This window comes from Ewingella sp. CoE-038-23 (genome assembly GCF_040419245.1).
GTDB classification, from domain to species: domain Bacteria; phylum Pseudomonadota; class Gammaproteobacteria; order Enterobacterales; family Enterobacteriaceae; genus Ewingella; species Ewingella allii.
This window is the reverse complement of record NZ_JAZHOH010000001.1, coordinates 3,615,009-3,635,943: the sequence shown is the minus strand read 5'-3', so window position 1 is coordinate 3,635,943 and position 20,935 is coordinate 3,615,009. Positions and strand designations below refer to the sequence as shown.

General features: G+C 55.5%; 17 protein-coding genes. 2 read left to right on the top strand and 15 right to left on the bottom strand.

Features of this window, described 5'->3' with window-relative positions:
- Positions 1 to 102: 102 nt before the first annotated feature.
- The 3 genes from V2154_RS17485 to trxC all read right to left on the bottom strand — a co-directional run bounded on the left by V2154_RS17485 (position 103) and on the right by trxC (position 4,068).
- Positions 103 to 2,781, bottom strand: a complete 2,679-nt coding sequence (locus tag V2154_RS17485; protein WP_353503223.1) for a bifunctional acetate--CoA ligase family protein/GNAT family N-acetyltransferase — start codon at positions 2,779 to 2,781, stop codon at positions 103 to 105.
- Positions 2,782 to 2,813: 32 nt separating this feature from the next.
- On the bottom strand, positions 2,814 to 3,518 hold the full coding sequence (locus tag V2154_RS17480; protein ID WP_353503222.1) for a tRNA-uridine aminocarboxypropyltransferase: 705 nt from the start codon (positions 3,516 to 3,518) through the stop codon (positions 2,814 to 2,816).
- Between the two features lie 130 nt (positions 3,519 to 3,648).
- Positions 3,649 to 4,068, bottom strand: coding sequence for a thioredoxin TrxC (gene trxC / locus V2154_RS17475; RefSeq protein WP_034792689.1), 420 nt, complete (start codon positions 4,066 to 4,068; stop codon positions 3,649 to 3,651).
- A gap of 228 nt (positions 4,069 to 4,296) precedes the next feature.
- On the opposite strand from trxC, the gene V2154_RS17470 reads away from it, so the two are divergent.
- A complete protein-coding gene (locus V2154_RS17470; RefSeq protein WP_353503221.1) occupies positions 4,297 to 5,430 on the top strand; it encodes a tRNA/rRNA methyltransferase in 1,134 nt (377 codons plus the stop codon).
- 89 nt (positions 5,431 to 5,519) lie between these two features.
- Here V2154_RS17470 and emrB read toward each other — a convergent pair whose 3' ends face one another.
- The 6 genes from emrB to V2154_RS17440 all read right to left on the bottom strand — a co-directional run bounded on the left by emrB (position 5,520) and on the right by V2154_RS17440 (position 12,061).
- Positions 5,520 to 7,064: a multidrug efflux MFS transporter permease subunit EmrB gene (emrB, locus tag V2154_RS17465; RefSeq protein ID WP_353503220.1), complete on the bottom strand. Its 1,545-nt coding sequence runs from the start codon at positions 7,062 to 7,064 to the stop codon at positions 5,520 to 5,522.
- A 17-nt stretch (positions 7,065 to 7,081) separates the two neighbouring features.
- Positions 7,082 to 8,278, bottom strand: coding sequence for a multidrug efflux MFS transporter periplasmic adaptor subunit EmrA (gene emrA, locus V2154_RS17460; RefSeq protein ID WP_353503219.1), 1,197 nt, complete (start codon positions 8,276 to 8,278; stop codon positions 7,082 to 7,084).
- A gap of 29 nt (positions 8,279 to 8,307) precedes the next feature.
- Entirely contained in the window at positions 8,308 to 9,762 is a 1,455-nt protein-coding gene (locus V2154_RS17455; RefSeq protein WP_353503218.1) for an efflux transporter outer membrane subunit, read from the bottom strand.
- 22 nt (positions 9,763 to 9,784) lie between these two features.
- Entirely contained in the window at positions 9,785 to 10,306 is a 522-nt protein-coding gene (gene mprA, locus V2154_RS17450; protein ID WP_034792674.1) for a transcriptional repressor MprA, read from the bottom strand.
- A gap of 110 nt (positions 10,307 to 10,416) precedes the next feature.
- Positions 10,417 to 10,635: a hypothetical protein gene (locus V2154_RS17445; protein WP_353503217.1), complete on the bottom strand. Its 219-nt coding sequence runs from the start codon at positions 10,633 to 10,635 to the stop codon at positions 10,417 to 10,419.
- Between the two features lie 241 nt (positions 10,636 to 10,876).
- Positions 10,877 to 12,061 (bottom strand): MFS transporter, encoded by a 1,185-nt coding sequence (locus V2154_RS17440; RefSeq protein ID WP_353503216.1) that lies wholly within the window; start codon positions 12,059 to 12,061, stop codon positions 10,877 to 10,879.
- 144 nt (positions 12,062 to 12,205) lie between these two features.
- Between V2154_RS17440 and V2154_RS17435 the strand changes: the two genes are divergently transcribed.
- Entirely contained in the window at positions 12,206 to 13,087 is an 882-nt protein-coding gene (locus tag V2154_RS17435; RefSeq protein ID WP_353503215.1) for a LysR family transcriptional regulator, read from the top strand.
- A 75-nt stretch (positions 13,088 to 13,162) separates the two neighbouring features.
- Here the strand turns inward: V2154_RS17435 and proX (V2154_RS17430) are convergent, their stop codons facing one another.
- The 6 genes from proX (V2154_RS17430) to V2154_RS17405 form a co-directional block, all read right to left on the bottom strand.
- The gene (proX, locus tag V2154_RS17430) at positions 13,163 to 14,161 is read right to left on the bottom strand and encodes a glycine betaine/L-proline ABC transporter substrate-binding protein ProX (RefSeq protein ID WP_100937552.1); all 999 of its coding nucleotides are present in this window, start codon (positions 14,159 to 14,161) and stop codon (positions 13,163 to 13,165) included.
- Positions 14,162 to 14,217: 56 nt separating this feature from the next.
- Positions 14,218 to 15,222 (bottom strand): glycine betaine/L-proline ABC transporter substrate-binding protein ProX, encoded by a 1,005-nt coding sequence (proX, locus tag V2154_RS17425; protein ID WP_353503214.1) that lies wholly within the window; start codon positions 15,220 to 15,222, stop codon positions 14,218 to 14,220.
- Positions 15,223 to 15,352: 130 nt separating this feature from the next.
- Entirely contained in the window at positions 15,353 to 16,567 is a 1,215-nt protein-coding gene (gene proW / locus V2154_RS17420) for a glycine betaine/L-proline ABC transporter permease ProW (RefSeq protein ID WP_353503213.1), read from the bottom strand.
- A complete protein-coding gene (gene proV / locus V2154_RS17415; protein WP_185689337.1) occupies positions 16,567 to 17,763 on the bottom strand; it encodes a glycine betaine/L-proline ABC transporter ATP-binding protein ProV in 1,197 nt (398 codons plus the stop codon). The genes proW and proV overlap by 1 nt, the downstream gene beginning before the upstream one ends.
- 599 nt (positions 17,764 to 18,362) lie before the next feature.
- On the bottom strand, positions 18,363 to 19,082 hold the full coding sequence (locus V2154_RS17410; protein WP_353504023.1) for a response regulator: 720 nt from the start codon (positions 19,080 to 19,082) through the stop codon (positions 18,363 to 18,365).
- Positions 19,083 to 19,203: 121 nt separating this feature from the next.
- Entirely contained in the window at positions 19,204 to 20,841 is a 1,638-nt protein-coding gene (locus tag V2154_RS17405; RefSeq protein WP_353503212.1) for an ATP-binding protein, read from the bottom strand.
- Positions 20,842 to 20,935 lie beyond the last annotated feature (94 nt).

The window sequence follows — 20,935 nt, the reverse complement described above, 5'->3', positions numbered from 1 at the left end:
CTTCTCTCTTTAGGTAATAGCGATAGCGGTACAGACAGAACATGTACACCGCACAATCGGTCGATAATACCATTAGTAATCCCCATTGTGCGTATGTTTTGCCTATTTATGGCCTTCAGCGGCGAGGTTATGGCTAGAATTGAGGGCTAGCGTGAGATTAACGATGCCATCCTGCAATTGGATATCCACCTCAAACCCAAGCTTCCTCGCCAGTGCCACCATACCCTGATTATTCGGCATCGTGATACCTGTCAGACGCTGTATTCCGTGCTCTGTGGTGTAAATGATCATCTTTTCGAGCAGGCGTCTGCCAAGGCCAAGTCCCTTGAGATCTGAACGAACCAGCACCGAGAATTCAGCATCAATATTGTCGGGATCGGACACTGCGCGCGTCACGCCAATGATTTCAGATTTTTCATCAAAATCTCTTACCGCCACGAAAGCCATCTCGCGATCGTAGTCGATTTGGGTCATGTTGGCTAAATCCTCGTGGGTAAACTCGTTGATCTCACTGAAGTAGCGATAGTAGAGATCCTCTTTAGTCACCTTAAGGATAAAGGCTTTCAGCAGCGGCTCATCTTCAGGAAGGATGGGGCGGAAGAGGCAGCCTGAGCCATCTTTCAGCGTGACCGGCTCTTCCAGCTCTTGAGGGTAAGGGCGAATAGCCAGTCTGGATGGCCCGATATCGCTGACGTTGCTAAGTTGGAGCGTGACATCCAGCAGATTCAGTTCATCGCCGGAAGCTAGCAGCGGGTGGATCTCCAGACGGGTGATCTGCGGGCAGTCAACAATCAGGTTGGAGACTTTGACCAACAGCTGGCTGAGCGCGGGAATGTCCAGCGGGCGTGAGACATTGTGCGCCCGCACTTTGCCGCCTTTCACTGCTTGCAGCACCAAATAGCGCGCCAGCGCCTGATTGAGTGGAGGAAGTGCCACCGCGGCCTGCTTCTCAGGCCGCCATTCGCTGCCTCCTTCGCCAAGCATAATCAACGGGCCGAACACCGCGTCTTGCTCAACTACGATTCGCAACTCTTGCGAGCCGGGGCGGTTGGCCATAGTTTGCACTAACAAACCGTGAATTCTGGCCTGCGGGAAAACCTGCCTGGCGCGATCAAAAATGGCGTTAGCGGCCTGCTCGACTTCACTCGCGGTACGTAAATAGAGCATAACCCCCTGAACTTCAGAGTTATGCGGAATATCCGGCGAGCGCAGTTTCAGCGCCACCGGGTAACCTACTTGCCCGGCAATATGTACCGCCTCGGCGCTGTCACTGGCAATCCAGGTTGGCAGCACCTCCATGCCGTACGCATGCAAAATGGTGCGAACTTCATGGGTATCCAGCTGGGTTGCCCCCTCGGCCAGCGCCTGAGTGATTAACCTGTGTGCCTCATCGGTATTTTGCTGCAACCCAACGGGCAGGGAGGGCGTCTCCTTCAGCTGCTTTTGGTTGCGGCGGTATTCCACCATGTGCATAAAGGCCGTGACCGTGCCTTCTGGAGTGCGATAAGTCGGGATCCCCGCCTCAGTGAATAGTCTGCGCGCCTCTTGTGACGAGTATTCGCCGCACCAGTTGGTCAGCAGGGTCACGCGCTTGCCGCGCGAATGGCCTTTCAAAGTGGCAATTAGCCGCTCAGCCGTCACCGTACCGTGCGCGGCGGCGCTTGGCGCGTGGATAACCAGCAGGGCGTCATAGTCATTGCTGTCTAGTAGCGAAGTAAGCACTGACTGATAACGCTCGGGCGTGGCGTCATCATGCAGATCTAAAGGGTTGGATATGGCAATGCTCTGCGGCAACGCGGCGCGAAGTGCGGCTTGAGTCTCTTCACCGAGAGCCGCCAGTTTGCCATTGCGCGCCAGTAGCTGGTCGAGGGCCATGGCCGCCGGAGCGGCTCCATTACTGACAATAAGCAAGCGCTCACCTCGCAGCGGGTGCATGTGGCTTAAGGTCTCTACGGCAGAGAACAGCTCGTGGGTGTCCTGCACGCGCAGCAAGCCCGCGCGCTGAATGGCGGCGTCATACGCCACGTCCAGACTGAGCGGGCTATTGAGCAGCTTCTGCGCCTGCGTGCTGCGACCGCTTTTAATCACCAGAATCGGCTTGTTGCGCGAGGCACTGCGCGAAGCCGACAGGAAGCGACGAGCGTCGCTGACGTGCTCGAGATAGAGCAAAATGGCGCTGGTTTTACTGTCCCGCGCCAAGAAATCCAGCAGGTCATCGACATCAATATCGAGGCTGTCGCCAAGGGAAATAAAGTAGGAGAAGCCCACCGAGCGCTGCTGCGCCCAGTCGAGGATCGTGTTAGCCACGGCGGCGGACTGAGAGATAAATGCCAGTTTGCCGGGCAGGATCGGCACCGGCGAGAAGCTGGCATTGAGCCTTTGCCACGGCGCGAGTATCCCAAGGCTATTCGGCCCGAGCAGGCGCATGGCGTAGCGCTGGGCACAGGCTTTGAGTTCGGTAAATTGCTGGGAGTGGGAAGAGAGGATGATCACCGTCTTGCAGCCGCGCTCGCCCAATTGCTCGAGCAGCGCGAGGTTGCGCTCGGCGCGGGTACAGAGAATGGCTAAATCGGGCGTGATGGGCAGGCTGGCGACATCGACATAAGCTAGCACGCCGCACACCGCGCGGTAAGCCGGAGTGACTGGCAGGACTGGCCCGTTAAAACCGCCACCCAGCAGATTGCGCATCATCAGATATCCGGCGCGGCCCGGCTTGTCGCTCGCCCCTAATACCGCAATGGATTTAGGTCTTAGTAAGGCTTCTAGTCCACGCTGGCTCATTCTCTTTCCTCAAATCCGTGATGCTTTTGATTCTAGAAGCTTTCCGGTTCTTTTGCTGTGAGTTGGTGCACCGGATGATGAGGTTTTCCGGCTAAATATTGGGTGCGGAAGTGGGTAAAGTGGCGCGAAAGGCCAGCCGAGGCGGCCAGATCTCCGGCTTTTTCAAGTGCTGCGGCTGCCACTTCTACCGTGCAGTGCAGTTCCGGGCGCGAGGCTTCGCGCAGGATGTAGTCGGAGCTAGCACTCACATCGAGCGAGAACACCGGCAGGTTATCCAGATAAGGGCTTTTGCGGAACATCTTGCGGGCTTCGGTCCAGGTGCCATCGAGCATGATAAACAGCGGCGGCTTGCTGTCTGCCGGAATTTCAGTAAAGACCTGGCGCGGAGGCTGGGCGAAAGAGGCCGGGAACACTACGTAAGCCTGACGCATTGGGTCAGCAATGGCTTCCAGTAAAGCCGGATCGGTTTCAGTGCGCGACCACATAAAGGCTTGGGTATCAGGCAGCACGTCAGCGATCAGCCGCCCGGTATTGCTCGGCTTCATGGGTTCGGTGTCGAACATCACCAAGCAGAAGCGGCTGGTGGCCTGATGAATCTCCCGCGTGGCGCAGATGCAATTGCGTTTCGGCAGCAGGCAGGACTGGCAGCGAATAGCCCGCGAGCCGCGCGCCAGAAAGGGACGAGTAGATTGAGCTAAACGCTGCGCACGCAGGCGAAGAACGGCATTGTCTGACATAAGCATTCCGCGGGTGGAAAACCGGCTATTCTAATCGCCGTTGCCCGCAAGTGGTAGGTTCTTGTCAGCATAAAAACCAATGGCCCGCATCAAGCAGGCCATTGGTCAGGGCTTAATTCTGACTTATGCGTTACAATGATTCATTCAGCCAATTGTTGAAAGGCGTCTTGGGCATGGCACCGCCCAGAGAGTCGACCATTTTGCCCTCATTGAATACCATAATGGTAGGAATGCTGCGGATGCGAAAACGCGCACTCAGCTCCGGCTCGGCTTCAGTATTGACTTTAATGAAGCGGATTTTACCGGCACGTTCCTGCGCGACGTCTTCGAAGATCGGCGCAAAGCTCACGCACGGGCCGCACCACGGGGCCCAGAAGTCGATAACCACCGGCAGATCATCTTGCAGGTATTTATCCAGCGTACTGGCAGTTGCATGAACCACGCTGCCGGAAAATAGGGCATGGCCGCATCGGCCACACTTAGCGCCGTCATTGATACGATCCTCTGGCAGGCGATTAGTGGCCTGACATGATGGACAAATCGTATTCATAAAATAGCCTCTGTATTGCTCAAATGGGATCGGATCAACCCGAACCTGTTAGCGGTAACCGCGGGGCTGATATGTTACTTATTTGTTGTAAGTATGGAGAGATGCGGGCGAGCGAACAACGTGGTTTATTCAATGAATACGATAGTTTTAAGCTTTTGGTCCAAAGCAAGTGGCTTAGCACACAGACATCAGGTAATCTTCGCGCCCTGCGCGTAGGTGGAGAGAGAAATGAACGATTCATTCAGTGGCAAAAACGGCAAAGTCAAAGTGATGTACGTCCGCAGTGACGACGACGGCGATAACCGCAATAACGATAAACGTCCTTCCAACAATAAAGGACGTCCAGGCGATAAACCTCGCCAAGGATCCCGTCCAGACGATGCCCGCCGCAATGAGCGTCGTAGCAGCGATAACCGTGGTGATTCACGCGGTCCTGACGCACGTCGTGGCGATGCTCGCCCGCAGCGTACAGGTCGTGATGCACCTCGTCCTGCGCGTTCCACGCGTGACGATGACGGCCCGTATTCTTCTCCGTGGAAAACCGTTTCCCGCGCGCCAGACGATGAGTCAGCTCCGGATCACGGCGGAATCAGCGGCAAAAGCTTTATCGACCCAGAGCAGCTGCGTCGTCAGCGTCAGGAAGAGACCCGTGTCTACGGCGAAAACGCCTGTCAGGCGCTGTTCGCTAGCCGTCCTGACTCCATTGTTCGCGCCTGGTTCGTGCAGTCTGTGACGCCACGTTTCCGCGAAGCGCTGCGCTGGATGGCGGCGAATCGCAAAGCCTACCACGTGGTCGAAGATGACGAGCTGGCGAAAGCTTCTGGCACCGAGCACCACGGCGGGGTTTGCTTCCTGATCAAAAAGCGTCAGGGCTTGGATGCAGACACTTATCTGCAAACGGCTCCGGCGAAAGATTGCGTACTGGCGCTGGAAAACGTCGGTAATCCGCACAACCTTGGCGGCATTATGCGTAGCTGCGCGCACTTCGGTGTGAAAGGTTTGCTGGTTCAAGACCCGGCTCTGCTGGAGTCTGGTGCTGCGGTGCGTACTGCCGAAGGCGGCGCGGAACACGTTAAAGCCATCAGCGCTGACAACTTCCTCGACGTGCTGGCCAGCTTCCGTAAAGCGGGTTACACCATCGTCACCACCTCCAGCCACAAAGGCACCGCGCTCGGCAAAGCCGAACTGCCAGCCAAAATTGTGTTGGTTCTGGGGGAAGAGAGCGACGGCCTGTCCGACAGCGCCTGGCAGCAGGGTGACATCAACATCTCTATCGGTGGTACCGGTAAAGTGGAAAGTCTGAACGTATCTGTCGCGACCGGCATCTTGCTGGCCGACTGGTGGCGTCAGAATCAGGGTTAATCCCCGCCAGATCCCGCTGCTTTAAGCATGAAAAAAGGACGCCTCAGGGCGTCCTTTTTGTTTGGCGAAAAGCCTGTTCAGTCAGCGGTTTAGTGCGCACCGCCGCCGTCCTTGCTGCCACCCGCACCGCCAAACGGAGGTCGGGCAAACCAGATTAAGACCAGCAATATCAAGAAGGCTCCGCCGGATAGCCAGAAAATTTCATTAGCCGAGATGATCAGCCCCTGATTGGTTATCTCCCGCGCAATCCAACCCGACGCCTGCTGGTGGCTCATTCCCATCCCTTCTAACTGCTGATAGGTCTGCTGCGCCTCTGGGTTGAACGGCGTGATGTTTTCAGTCAGGTGCGCGTGGTGCAGCGACTCGCGATTAGCCCACATGGTGGTGGTGACCGAGGTACCAATCGAGCCGGCCAGCGTACGAATAAAGTTCGACAAGCTGGATGCCGCCGCCATGCGTTCTGGCGGCAGGCCGGACAGAATAATGGTGGTCAGCGGCATAAAGAAGCAGCCGACGGCGAAGCCCTGAATAAACTGCGGCCACGCCGAAGCGCCAAAGTCCATGCCCGGCTCGAAGGTGTAAGCACGCCAGTAGAAGCACACCGCGTACATGATAAAGCTGAAGGTGATCAGCTTACGCATGTCCAGCCTGTGGGCGAAGCGGCCAATGATCGGCGACATCACTACTGGCAATATCCCCACCGGCGCTGACGCCAGGCCCGCCCAGGTCGCGGTATACCCATAGACCTCTTGCAGTAGCTGCGGCAGCAGAACAATTGCGCCGAAGTAGAGCATGTAAGCCAGACTGATACAGAGCACGCCGATGGTGAAGTTTCGCGACTTGAACAGCGACAGGTCGACTATCGGGTGGTCGTCGGTCAACTCCCAGACCACCAGGAAGCAGAGCGCCACCACCGCCACGGCGGCCAGCACGATAATTTCCGTGGAGTTAAACCAGTCCAGCTCTTTGCCCCGGTCGAGCATCACCTGCAAGCAGCCGATCCCCAGCACCAGCAGCACTAGCCCGACGCTGTCGATCGGCCGGATCTGCGTTGCCGTTTCGCGCCCTTTAAGGGTTTTCAGCGTCAAGGCCACCACGGCGATACCGATCGGCACGTTGATAAAGAAGATCCAACCCCAATGGTAGTTATCACTGATATAACCGCCGAGGATCGGGCCGCAAATGGGCGCCACGATCACCGTCATCGACCATAGCGCTAAGGCGGTACTTCGCTTGGCCGGAGGATAGTTATTCAGCAATAGACTTTGCGATAGCGGGATCAGTGGACCTGCCACCACGCCCTGCACCACACGGAAGAAGATCAACATTTCCAGACTGTTGGACATGCCGCACAGCCAAGATGCGAAAGCAAACAGTACCGTAGACCACAGGAACAGTTTGACCTCGCCGATGCGTTTCGCCAGCCAGCCGGTGATGGGGATCGAGATGGCGTTAGCCACCCCGAACGAGGTGATAACCCAGGTGCCCTGCGAGTTCGAGGCACCGAGGTTGCCGGCAATGGTCGGAATAGCCACGTTGGCGATGGTGGAGTCCAGCACCTGCATAAACGTGGCCATCGACAGCGCCACCGTCATCCAGGCTAACGGCGCGCCGACTAATGGTTTCTTATCCACGTTGGCCTCCGAAGCCGTTAGCCAGCATTGGCGTTGATCACATCAGCAATAATGGCGTTAACCGGTGCCAGATCCAGCGTTAGCGCGGTGGTCTGATACAGAGGTTCGGTACGCACTTTATCAGCCAGCACCAGGCCATTCAGGTCTTGAGTATCGACCGTCACCAGCGTGGACAAGCCAATGCGCAGCGGGTGCTTCGCCACTTGTTCGTCGTCGAGCTGAATACGCACAGGCAGGCGCTGAACCACTTTGATCCAGTTACCGGTGGCGTTCTGAGCAGGCAGCAGGGAGAACGCGCCGCCGGTACCCATATCCATCCCGACCACTTTGCCTTTATAGGTCACGTCGTCGCCGTACATATCGCTGACCACGGTAGCGGATTGGCCGATACGCATGTTCGCCAACTGAGTCTCTTTGAAGTTAGCATCCACCCACACGTGATTGGCGGGAACTACTGCCATCAGCGCGGTTCCTGGGGTGATTTGCTGACCTACCTGTACCGTACGGCGTGAAACCAGACCGTCGATTGGGCTGACCACCTTAGTACGTTGCAGGGATAGCCAGGCATCGCGAACCTGCGCGGCGGCCTGTAATACCTGCGGCTGTTTATCAACCGGGGTGTTCAGGATCATCGCCTGATTGGCGTTGTACTGTTGCACGGCCACGTCGAGCTGGGCTTTGGCGGTGTCGACGGCATCATGGGCATGTTGCAGCTCTTCGCGGCCAATCGCATCCACGTTTCCCAGCACCACGCGGCGTTTCAGGTCAGCTTCAGCCTGTTTCAGCTGGGTCTGGCGCAACGCCACGTTAGCCTGATATTGACGGCCATTGATGATCGACTGGTGCGTTTGGCGCACGCTATTGGCCAGCGCGGTTTTGGCGCGCTCGAAAGCCTGTTGGGCGTCGGTTGGGTCGAGGACAACCAGCGTATCGCCTTTCTTGACGTAGTCGGTGCTATCAAAGTTCACGTCGGTCACGCTGCCCGACACCTGAGCCATGATCTGCACCTGATTACCGGCGACGTAGGCGTCATCGGTACTTTGGAAATGACGCAGCACCAGCAGCCAGTAAATCAGATAGGCGATGGCGATGATGACAAATACCCCCGTTAAGAACAGCAAGGCAATTTTGCGTGATTTCTTTTTGTTGTGTGGCTGCTTAGTCGCAACCGGCTCCTGCGGAGGCGTTGACTGAATGCCCGCATTATCGCTCATGGTTTTCTCCATCCACGCTTAGGTTTTTATTATTGGTTTTTTTCCGCTGCCGGGGCCTGATAGCCGCCGCCGAGCTCGCGAATTAGACTGATTTTCGCCTGCAACAAATTACTGCTGGCATTCAACTGCGTCTGTTGCTGCTGCAACAAGGCGGACTGGCCGGTTAGCAGCTCATCGCGGCCAATCACCCCGGCTTTATAACGCGCATCTGCCACCCGATAGACATCTTCAATCGACTTCACGGCGGAAGAGGCTTGTTGCAACTGAGCCGCGCTGCTTTGCGCCACGGTCATGGCATCGGCAGTTTGCTGGACGGCGGTCAGGATGGTCTGGTTGTAAGACTCAACGGCCTCGTCGTAGCGCGCGGAGTCTCCGGCTAACTGGGAACGCAACTCGCCGCCGTGGAAGATAGGCAGGGAGAGGGCCGGTGTGATGTTCCACGCCTTGCTCGCCGCCTCTAACAGGTTCGGGTGCGTGCCGCCAAAATCAGTGGTGTTCAATCCGGCGAAGGCGCTGATGGTCAGGCTCGGGTAGAACTCTTTCTTGGTGGCTTTGACGGTCTGCAAATAGGACTCAACCAGCGAGCGCTGCGCGGCGATATCCGGGCGTTTACCCAGCAAGTCGAGCGTCAATTCACCCTTCGGCGAGATAGCATCGTCGGCAGGAAGCGGCACTTCGCGCAGATTGTTCATCGCGTCAGGACCTTGCCCCGCAAGGGCCGCCAACTGGTGTTTCAGTTGATCAATCTGGGATTGCGACTCAATCAGCTGCTGTTTGGCGCTGTCGGCCTGAGCCTGAATCTGCTGCGGCACGTCCACGCCGTAGATCCCTGCCTGATACTGCGCTTTACGCAAATCGGCCAGACGCTGATTGTTGTCGACTTCCTGTTTCAAGACTTTCTGCACCGCCAGATTCGCCTGCAACTGATAGTAGGCAGAGGCGACGGAGCTGGTCAGATTAAGCGCGGCCTGAGCCTGCTCGGCGCGCGCGGAGTCAACCTGCGCTTTGGCAGCATTGACCTGATTTTGGAACTTGCCCCACCAGTCCAGCTCATAGTTGAAGTTCAGCCCGAGCGCGTTACTGGTGTCATAGATAGGCGCTGACGGGTAGCTGGTCAGGAAAGGCGGGATGGTATTTTTTGAAATACGTTCGCGACGCCGGGAAGCCGTAGCATCAATATTCGGGGTCTGCGCCGCGTGGGCTCCTCCAAGGATGCTTTGCGCTTCGCGGACCCGAGCCGCGGCCTGACGCAGTGACGGCGAATTTTGCAATGTCGTTGTCATCAGGGCATCAAGTTGCGGGTCGTTAAGACTGCGCCACCATTGCGGACTGATCGCCATTGAACTGACTTTCGGTTGTGCCAGTTTCAACTGCTGGGTATCCAGCAAGGTTGACTGCGGAGCGAGGTTATCGCTGGAGGCGCAGCCCGCCAATAACAGAACGGCGAACAGCGGCGTGAGTCTCCAGCTGGCTTGGAGTGACATGTGTGGTTTACCTGAACAGAAATTAGAAAAATTGTGTCGCGGTGACATCCATCTGATCGAGGCGGGTTAACAATTTGCGAGTCAGGATTTCCAACTGCTTTTGTTCATCAGCATCAAGAGTCGACCAAAGGAAATGCAGGCACTTATGTTGAGGCGGTAACACCTTCTGGATGAAAGCTTCGCCATCCGTCGTTAAATGCAAATGCAGGCATCGACGGTCATTATCGCTCTCACGGCGCTCAATCCAGCCGCGCTTCTCCAGTTCATCGGCAATACGGGTGGCGTTGGTACGCGAAGAACCCAGTGCGGAACTCAGCTCTGAAGGCTGAATGCTGTGGCTCTCCTGAGCATCCAGAGTCAGAAGCGCCATAAACAGCGTTTCATTAATACCCTGTGCTTTCAGCATCTTATTGCGATTTTCTAACAATTTACTTTGCATGTGCATCGACAACCGAGTCAGCAAAATTTCCTGATAAGGGAAATCTTTCTGTTTCTTGGCGCGGATATTTAACATGTTTTCAATTGGCGCGAACGAGCTGTCCATATGAGAAGCCTCATTAGTTACGGTTGACATAGTAACGATCGTAATTAGTAATATCAATGTCAGGAATCACCAAAGCTTTAGCAATAAGTGTGATTCATAACTCCGGTGAATTATTCGAAAGGTAATACGTTTCGCTGGCCAAATGGCGCCTCAGCCAACGAATGTTTTTCTGCCTGCCAGAAGCCAGAAATTAAACGCCTGCCCGATGAAAACAGTGCCAAAAGGCGCGAGTTAGCGGGCATCAATAAGACGCCAAAGCCAAAAAGGAATGCGAAAGGGAGATGACCAATAGTGATGGGCGGACCGTCAACCATTCCCAGCTTGAACATAGATTCATGCGGGGTAAGTGTCGTCTTTAAGACTCTGTGGGTTTGCATAGGACAGTCGGTGCGGCGTCAACGATGTATATCGTTCATGAATAATTTATAGGGCAAACATTACCAGACTGTCTGTAGTGATAACACCCTCGGAGGAAAATAAATTTCCATCATTATTATTTGCATGCTAATCAGGGGGCGTGATGATTGCCCCCGTTTGTCAGTTTTTATCAAGGCTTAGCCCGTCTGGGTCTCAGGCCATTTTGTACTTGTAACCCGACCACCAGACCAGCAGGTTTAGGGTACTCATCACCACGCCAGCGGCGGAAACGCCATACCATCCGGCCCACTCATAGGCCGAAGCAGACAACACAGAACCTATCGCGCCGCCGATGAAATAGGTGGTCATGTAACCTGCGGTGAGGCGGTTACGCGCTTCCGGCATCGACTTATAAATCACGCTCTGGTTGGTGATGTGCACACCCTGCGCTGCCAAATCCAGCACGATAATGCCGATAATCAACGAGACCACCGAGTGCTGGCCGTAGGCGATAGCCGCCCATGACAGCAAGATAAGAATCAAACCGTAAGTGGTGGTCAACTGCGCCTTGCCTTTATCTGCCAGCTGCCCGGCGCGGGTCGCCGCCAGTGCGCCCGCCGCGCCGACCAGCCCGAACAGCCCAATCACTCCTTCGGAATAGCCATAGGCCGGGCCCGCCAGCAGGAAGGCCATGGAGGTCCACAAAATGCTGAAGTTGGCGAAGGAGCACAGGCCGATTAACGCGCGGGTACGCAGCACCGGCGTTTTGAAGAAAAGGCTAAAAATGGATTTCAACAGCTGGCCGTAGTTCAGGTCGGTGTGCTGTTTGTGGGTCGGCAGACGACGCCAAAGGATCACCGCCAAAATCAGCATCAGGGCGCTGGCCACCCAGTAGACGGTACGCCAGCCGCCGAGCTGCGCCAGCGCGCCCGCCACGGTTCGCGCCAGCAGGATACCCAGCAGCAGGCCGGACATAATCAATCCGACCACTTTGCCGCGTTTCGCCGGTTCAGCCAGGGTGGCGGCCAGTGGCACCAAAATCTGCGCCACCACCGAGAACAGCCCGGTCAGCGCGGTACCAATCAGCATAATGGTCAGCGTCGGGGCCATGGCGGTGATAAACAACCCGACGGCGGAGAGGGCGGTCATCACCACGATCAGTTTGCGGCGCTCGAACATATCCCCCAGCGGGACGATAAACATCAGGCCAAAGGCATAGCCGAGCTGGGCAATGGTGACGATAAAACCGGCCTGATTGACTGACAGACCAAAGGCGCGTGCGATGGTCTCCAGCAGGGGTTGCGGATAGTAGTTACTGGCGACCGCCAGGCCCGTGGCTATCGCCATAAGAACGATCAGCCCCGGCGTGAGAGGGGAGTGCTTGGTTGAATTAGTCATTTTATTTTCATTATTAGAGAGGGAAGCAGGTTTTGGCCCATTCGCGGCGTTGCGCCACATTGAGCGAGGGCGAGTATCACCCAGCTTTAAATAGTAAACCAATGTATAATTTTCATCTTAACTATCTCATTTCGCGATGAATCGATGAACCTCAAACAGATCCGTTTTGCCCTTGCGGTGGCGCAAGAACAGAATTTTACCCGCGCAGCTCAGCGTTGCCACACCGTGCAGTCGGCCCTTAGCCACCAGATAGCCAAATTGGAAGAGGAGCTAGGCTGCGTGCTGTTTGAACGCACTTCGCGGCAAGTGAGATTGACCGCGGCGGGACGAGCTTTTATCGGGCCAGCGGAGCAGTTGCTCGCCGCGCAAACCCACCTGCTGGATACCATGGACGCCTTGAAAGGCGAAGTGAGCGGCACTCTCACCGTAGGCATTATTTCAACGCTTAACGCGATAGATGTTATTGGCCAACTGGCGAGTTTTACCGAGCGCTACCCGCGGGTGAATATCCGCATGTATGTCGCGATGAGCGAGAAGCTGCTGGAAGACGTGCAACAGCTGCGCACCGACGTGGCTTTTGTCGGTTTATGGCCGGGAGACAGCGCCGCGCTCCGTTTGCCCAACCGCCTGCTGGCCGACGAACCCCTGGTGGCGCTGCTCAGCCCGACACATCCCTTCGCCACTTGCCCGCAGCTCACGCTTAGCCAGCTGGCCCAGGTGCCGCTGGTGGATTTTTATGCCGGAGCCGGGGCCAGGCGGCAGACCGACAGCGCCTTCAGCGAAGCCGGAATAACGCGCCACGTCAGCTTTGAAATCGACCACATCGAGTGGCTGGAGAGCATCGTTCGCCGCTCGCTGGCGGCGGGCATTGTGCCGCTTTCTCACGCCCAACACGCCAAAGACCTGATCTCGGTTCCTATCGAAAACGCCCCGCGTCGACAGGTGTTGTGCGTCTGGCAAAACAGCCTCTCCACCGCCGCCGAACGCTTTTTGGCGTTTGCAGAGGAGGAGGAAGGGGAAAAATAAAAAGGCGCTGAATAATTATTCAGCGCCTCTGCCTACTTCGCCCCGAGAAAACTCAAGGCATTTATAGAAAAGCTATTAAGACTTAGCTGCCGCAGCCGCCTCTTTTACCCAGCCATCAAAGGTGGCCTGGTGGGCTTTGATCCAGCCGTCGGTCTGGTTATTGATATCGGCTTCAGAACTTTGGCCTGCGTGCATCGCCGAGTTCTGCGCGTTGATGTCTTTCAGAGGTAACTGCATGATGGCGAACAATTTGGCGGCGGCTGGGTTAGCTTCGGCCCATTTCTTGTTCGCGACGATGTGCATAGTGCTGACTTTGAAACCGTAGTTTTTGCCATTCGGCAGCGCGGTGTCGGCGTCTTTCTCTCCCGGAACCACGGAGAACGGCACCTGCATCCACAGCACGTCTTTACCCGGCACTAACACGTCACTGACCCAGTACGGCGTCCAGGTGTAATAGAAGATAGGTTTACCTTCTTTATAACGGGTGATGGTGTCGGCGATCATCGCCGAGTAGTTGCCCTGATTGTGATTGACAGTTTTTTCCAAACCGTAGGCTTTCAGCTGCTCATTCAGCGCGGCTTCACAGCCCCAGCCCGGCGTACAGCCCGTCAGGTCGGCCTTGCCGTCACCATTGGTGTCAAACAGCTTGGCGATTTTGGGATCTTTCAGCTGTTCGATATTGGTGATGTGGTACTTCTCGGCAGTTTTCTTATCAATCAGATAGCCCTGCGCGGCGCCGTTGACATAGGTCCCTTCGCGATAGAAGGTCTTGTCGCCACCGGCGGCTTTGTACATTTCGTCATGCAGTGGCGACCAGTTTACGGCGGTGAAAGTGGCATCACCGGCGGCGATGGTGGTGTAACCCACGTTGTAATCTACTTCGCGAATTGGCTGAACGTCGTAACCCAGTTTTTCCAGCGCCTTGCTGACCAGCAGCGTCTGGAAGGTCTCTTCGCTGATGGTGCTCTGAATCGGGGTGACGGTGACGCCTTTACCCGGCAGGTCAGCGGCGAAAGTGGTGGCTGAAGCCAGCGTGGTCAGGGCGGCGGCCGCCCAGAGAGTTGATTTACGCATAGAAGAATGTCCTGTTTATGGTCGATTTATCGTCATTGTTATTACTGCTGTGCGAATTAGGATTTTGTAGCTGCAGCGGCAGCTTCGGCAATCCAGCCGTCGAAAGTGGCCTGATGAGCTTTGATCCAGCCATCCACGTGCTGCTGAATGTCTGCCGTTGAGGATTCGCCTTCGTGCATCCGCAGGTTTTGCGCATTCACGTCAGCCAGAGGCAGTTTGATGATGGCGAACAGCTTAGCGGCGGCCGGGTTAGCTTCGGCCCACTGTTTGTTGGCCACGATATGTTCATTGTTGACCGGGAAACCGTAGTTCTTGCCATTAGGCAGCTTGGTGTCCAAATCTTTGTTCGAACCCGGATTCGCTGAGAATGGCACTGTCAGCCATACCACGTCTTTGCCCAGTTTCATCTCGTTGCTCACCCAATATGGCGTCCAGGTGTAGTAGAGCACCGGCTTGCCTCTTTTGAAGCGCGTCAGAGTGTCGGCGATGATGGCCGAATAGTTGCCCTGATTCTGCTGCACCGTGCTGTCGAGGCCGTAAGCCTTGAGCTGGGTGCTAATCACGTTGCCGCATTCCCAACCCGGATCGCAGCCAGCGAGGTCTGCCTTGCCGTCGCCATTGGCGTCAAATAGCTTGGCGAGCTTGGGATCTTTCAACTGATCGAGGCTAGTGATGTGGTATTGATCGGCGGTTTTTTTGTCGATCAAATAACCCTGCGCCGCGCCGCTGATGAAGGTCCCCTGACGGTAAAACTTCTTGTCACCGCCCGCGCCGTCATACATATCGACCTGCATTGGGTCCCAGTTCACCGCCATGTAGGTAGAGTCGCCGCTGGCGATGGCGGTGTAGGCGACGTTGTAATCCACCTCACCCGTCGGCTGCACGTCATAACCCAGCTTTTGCAGGGCACGATTCACCAGTTCGGTTTGGAATGATTCTTCTGGAAGCGTGCTTTGCAGCGGCTTCACCACCACGCCTTTACCCGGCAGGTCGGCGGCGAAAGCGGCAGGTGCCGCCAGTAATACGGAGAGAGCAATCGCTCTGATGTGTGTCGTGCGCATAGTGAACCCTTATTCTTTTATTAAATAATTTAAGAGTGGACTGCGTTTTATGAGGCGAAGGTGCGTTAACGCGTAGTGGTACAACTTTTATGTCTCCCGGCGGCGAACCGCCGGGATGAACAGCGAGCTGTTAGGCTTTTTTGGCGAAAGGCTTGGTCAATAAGCCAATTGGACCACGGGTAAACCAGCGATGGCCACCCTTGCTGCGGGTATCTTGACCCATCGACTGCGTCAGGCGGTCGAGGATAATAGCGAGGATAACGATACCTGCACCACCCACCGACGCCAGACCCATATCCAGACGGCCGATGCCGCGCAGCACCATCTGACCCAGACCGCCTACGGCGATCATCGAGGCGATAACCACCATCGACAGCGCCAGCATCAGCGTCTGGTTAATACCGGCCATGATGGTTGGCATCGCCAGCGGCAACTGCACTTTGAACAGCATCTGGCTCGGGCTTGCGCCGAAGGACTGCGAAGCTTCAATCAAATCTTCCGGCACCTGATTAATCCCAAGGATGGTCAGACGCACGATAGGCGGCAGGGCGAAGATGATGGTCACGACGACGCCCGGCACGTTACCGATACCAAACAGCATGACGATCGGCACCAAGTAGACGAACGCTGGCGTGGTCTGCATGGCATCGAGCAGGGGGCGAATGATTTTCGCCGCGCGCTGGCTGCGAGCCAGCCAGATACCGAGCGGAAGTCCTATCAGCACGCAGAAGAACAGCGAGGTCAGCACCAGCGCCAAAGTCACCATGGCCTGTGACCACGCGCCGATAGCGCCAATCACCACCAAAGAAACCAGCGTGGCGACACCCATGCCTAACCCCGCCATCTGCCAGGCAATCAGAGCAAAAATCAGCATGGCAATAGGGGCCGGGAGTGACTCAAGGCCGTGTTGGAAACCACTGAGCACGAAGTCTACCGGCACGCGGATCCCTTGGAACACCGGGCGGAAATTGGTTACCAGCCAGTCAATCCCCTCTGTAACCCAGCGATCGAGAGGAATGAGCGTGGTGTGAAACGGGTCGAGAATGTTGAACTGGTCATGCTGCGCCGGGGCGACGTTCAGCCAGTCGTTGGCCTGCGTCGCCGCCTGATGGGTGGCATCCGGCGCGCTGTGGGCGGTCGTGGTTGCGGCATCGCTACCGCCGGACGCGCCGCCCCAAGGATCGCTGCTGCCCGCATCGGTCGGTGCCGATGCGGCTGACTGCGCGGCGTCAACATGACCACCGCTGGCGTTGTCCGCACTCCACGGATCGACGGACGGATCGAGTTCTTGAGTGGCTGCCTGCGCGTGTTGGACGATGCTATCGTTATGAATTGAATGCTTCATTATTCGTTACCCCCTTCTTTGTCCAGAGCACGAAGTAGCATGGCTTTGGAAATAATACCGATATAGTTATTGCTCTCATTGACCACCGGCACGGCGTACGGCGCGGCGGCAACGTGAGAAATCAGTTCACTGAGCGGCATGTCTGCCTGCACCGGTGCCGGGAACTCCAGCAGGGCGGACTCCAGTGAAAGATTGGCTTTTAGCGCGGTTTTCAGTGAGTCAATCGACACAACGCCGATAAAGCGTTCACCACGTTCCAGCACATAACCATATTCGCGGTCTGCATCTTCCAGCAGCTTGAGGGCTGCCCTCGGACCAAAACCGGGGGTTTTACGAATTAATGTCCCGCGACGGCGGGCGATATCTTTGGCGCTAAACACCTGACTGATGTCCACGCCGCGGAAGAAGGTGCGCACATAGTCATTGGCCGGATTATTCAAAATCTCTTCCGGCGTGCCGACCTGCACCACTTCGCCGCCCTGCATAATGGCAATACGGTCGCCAATGCGCATGGCTTCGTCGAGGTCATGGGAAATAAACACGATGGTGCGCTGATGCTGGGATTGCAGCTTCACCAGCTCATCTTGCATCTCGGTACGGATCAGGGGATCGAGCGCGGAGAAGGCCTCATCCATCAGCAGAATGTCGGGGTTATTCGCCATGGCGCGGGCCAGGCCAACGCGTTGACGCATACCGCCGGACAGCTCATCGGGATAAGAGTTAGCGTAATTTTCCAGACCAACCTGACGCAGAGACTCGAGGGCTTTTTGGTTGCGCTCCTCGGTTGGCACGCCAGCCAGCTCCATACCAAAGGCAGTGTTGTTCAACACGGTCAGATGGGGCATCAGGGCGAAGGATTGGAAAACCATACTGATTTTGCTGCGGCGAACCTGGCGCAGTTTGGATTCGGAGATCTTGGCGATGTCTTCGCCGTCAATCAGCACTTCACCGCGGGTGGGTTCTATCAGACGATTGAGAAGGCGTACCATAGTGGATTTACCGGAGCCGGATAATCCCATGATGACGAAAATCTCGCCTTCTTCAATGGCCAGACTGGCGTTTTTGACACCCAATGACAGCCCGGTTTTCTCAAATATTTCTTCTTTACTCTTGCCGGAATCTATCAGCTTAAATGCGCGCTCAGGGTGCTCGCCAAATACCTTATACAGGTTCTTTACTTCGATTTTAATTGTCATGCAATGTGCATTCCTTGGAAAGAAATAGCCATCGGCTATAAATGGGTCTAGTTGTGTTTGAACTCTATAGAATCTACTTAGTACGCAAAGTACGGAAATATCGAACGGTTTACACCCTACCACAATGAGAGTCTGAGACAAGTCTCAATCTTTCTGAATAATATTCCTCGGTGCACTCCCCTGTGGCTAATTTGGCGCGAAATTTTGTTGGGTTTTTTTGTTATTTCACGTCAATTATCAGCTGTTTTCTGCATGAATTAGTGCAATGAAATCACAGGTTTTTTTGACTATTTCCACATGCTGAGATAATTATTATATTGGATTCAATTTATTGATTTTTATAGGTTTAATTGTTGTATTGTTTTTGTGGTTTATGTACAGAATAATATTCTGTTAGCGCAAGATAGAGATATTTCAAGGGGTTTTGTCATTTGGGTGAAATAGTCATTTCGCTAACAGGCTGAGAAGAGGTGGAAATCTGCTGAAGAAAAAATGTGTCGGCTGGGAATAATCCACGGATGCCGGTGGAGAATCTGTCGAAATGTAACGAAATTGTGTCAGTGAGACGCAAAAATTATCCGGCCCTTGAGCCGGATAATTTAGTCATGAACAGGGGCCTGATCTTCGCGGAATATCAGCCGGTAAAGTCGCCGTGGATGGCCAATATTTCCGTACTGCATTTCCACCGCGATAAAGCCTATTTCCACGCAATATTCCAGATATCGCCGCCCGGTAGTTTTGCTAATTCCTACCTGTTCCACCACCTGATCGACTGACCAATTGCGGTCCGGCTCGGCGATAAACACCCGGCGAACCAGCTCCAGCGTATTCGGCTCAATGCCTTTGGTCGCAGGGGCTGCGGGCATGTCAGTGGCGGGCAGGTTATACAGCCTGTCGAGGGCCTGTTGGTCAAGCACCTTCACATTGCGCAACTGATGCACAAACTGCAAAAAGCGCTCGAGCGAATTGCGCAGGCGCTGGAAAGAGACCGGCTTGATGATGTAGTCAAACGCGCCATAGCGCATCGCCTGACTACAGGTATTCATGTCGCTGGCGGCGGTGATGAAAATCACGGAGCAGTCGAGGCTTTTCAGCAGCGCGCTGTCGATAAGCTCAATGCCCTGACCGTCCGGCAGATAGTTGTCCAGCAGCACCAGCCGTGGCCGGTAAAGTTGCAGCTGAGTTCTGGCCTGCGCCAGCGTGGCGGCGATGCTCACCACCCGCAGATTAAAGTTTTGCTCAATAAAGTCACGGTGCAGCCCGGCCAGATAAGGCTCGTCCTCGACAATCACCACGTCCAGCGCGCTGCCGTTATTGATACTGCCCCCGTTGTTGAAACTACTCTTGTTCATCGTGTTTCCTGACATGCTCATAAAGTAGGGTAGGTCATGATTTTCTTATTAAAATAGTGCACTTAGCGATGTTCCAGTCTGTCAAATTTTAGCTGTTGCTGCCCGGCGGTTTCGGATTGGGAATAAACAGTGAGAACACCGTACCCCGCGGCTGATTGTCTGAAATCTCAATCATGCCCTGCGCCTGATGCACATAGCTGGCGACCACATATAGCCCGATGCCGTGCTCCCCGCCGGTTTGGTCAGCCGAGGAGAGCGGCTTGGTGGTTGCGCCCTGTTCGAAAATACGCGGACGGATCTCCGCCGACAACCCCGCGCCCTGATCCGCCACTTCAATCAGCAGCTCGTCATTGCGGTCAGTCAGGTAGAACTCTACCGGCTGATGCGGCCCCGGCGCGGCCAGCGTGGCGTCTACCGCGTTATCGATCAGATTGCCGATAATCGACATCAGCTCTGACTCGCTCAACGCGGCGGGCATGCGCTGAAGCTGGCAAGCCGGGTCGAAGGTCAGCTCAATGCCTTTTTCCCGCGCGCTGGAGTATTTCCCTAACAATAAACCGCAAATCGTCGGCGAGGCAAAGCGCTCTGAAACAAAATCCAGCACTGCCTGCGCCCCTTCGGACTGCGCCTGAATGTAGCCCATTGCCTCGTCATAGCGTTTCATCTGCAACAGGCCGGCCAGCGTCGCCGTCCAGTTAAGCTGCTCGTGGCGCATGATACGCAGGTTGTCAGCATAGCGTTTCACCTGACTGAGCTGGCTGCTGAGGGTGTTAATGTCGTTTTTATCGCGGAAACTGACCACCCAGCCGATCTCCGATGACGGGCCTAGCTCAATGCGCACGCGGTTGACGATCACCTGTCGCTGATTAAAACGCGTCACCTCATCATGGCTGTTGGGCGTTTCGCGGTCGCCGGTGAAGAACTCCGCGCCGGTGTGGATGATGTCGCGGATGTGCTGGCCGACCAGCAGGTCTTCCGGCTGGCGGATGTCCAGCAGCTCACGGGCGGCGTGGTTGATGGACAAAATCCGCTGCTGGTGATCAATGGCGATCACCCCTTCATAAATGGCTTCCAGCAGCGCCTTCTGTTGGCGAACTAATAGCGCAATCTCTTTTGGCTCCAGCCAGAACATCTGTTTCTTGAGATTCTTACTGAATAACCATGAGAAGAGGAACAGTAGGGCTAATAGCAGAATGCCGGACAGCGCGGTCTGCGCCAGCAATTTCACCGTCACGTCATCAATGTATGAAATCAGGTAACCGACGGAGACAATGCCGATGACTTTATTATTGGCGTCCACAATGGGCGCTTTGCTGCGTAAAGAGATCCCGATGCCGCCCTGACGCACGGTAATAATGGTTTTTCCCTCGAGCACTTCGGCGTTATCCCCGCCAACCAGAGGTTTACCGAGGCGTTCCGGCGACTGCGAATGGTATAGGTGGTCGGCATGCACATCGCCAATAACGATATAGCTGGCGTCACTTTTAGCGCGCAGCGGCGCGACCAGTTTTGCCACTCCCGCGCTGTCTTCGGCCTCGACGCGCTCAGCCAGGCCGGGCATCAGGGCGATTTGCGAAGCCTGCACTTTGGCGCGGCTGCCCAAATCTTTATGCAGTTGTTCATCCACGGTGCGGAATAAAAGTAGCCCGAGTACCGCCAAAAGCACGCAGGAAAAACCCACCAGAGAGAGAAAGAGCTTTATTTGAAAGGTGAATCGTAATCGCATTCTGGCAGCCACCAAGTAAACAGAGAATAAGCCTAACATGGCGTTTTCAGCGGCGTCATTCCCATCGCGCGGTGTTGTGAGGAAATACGCAACT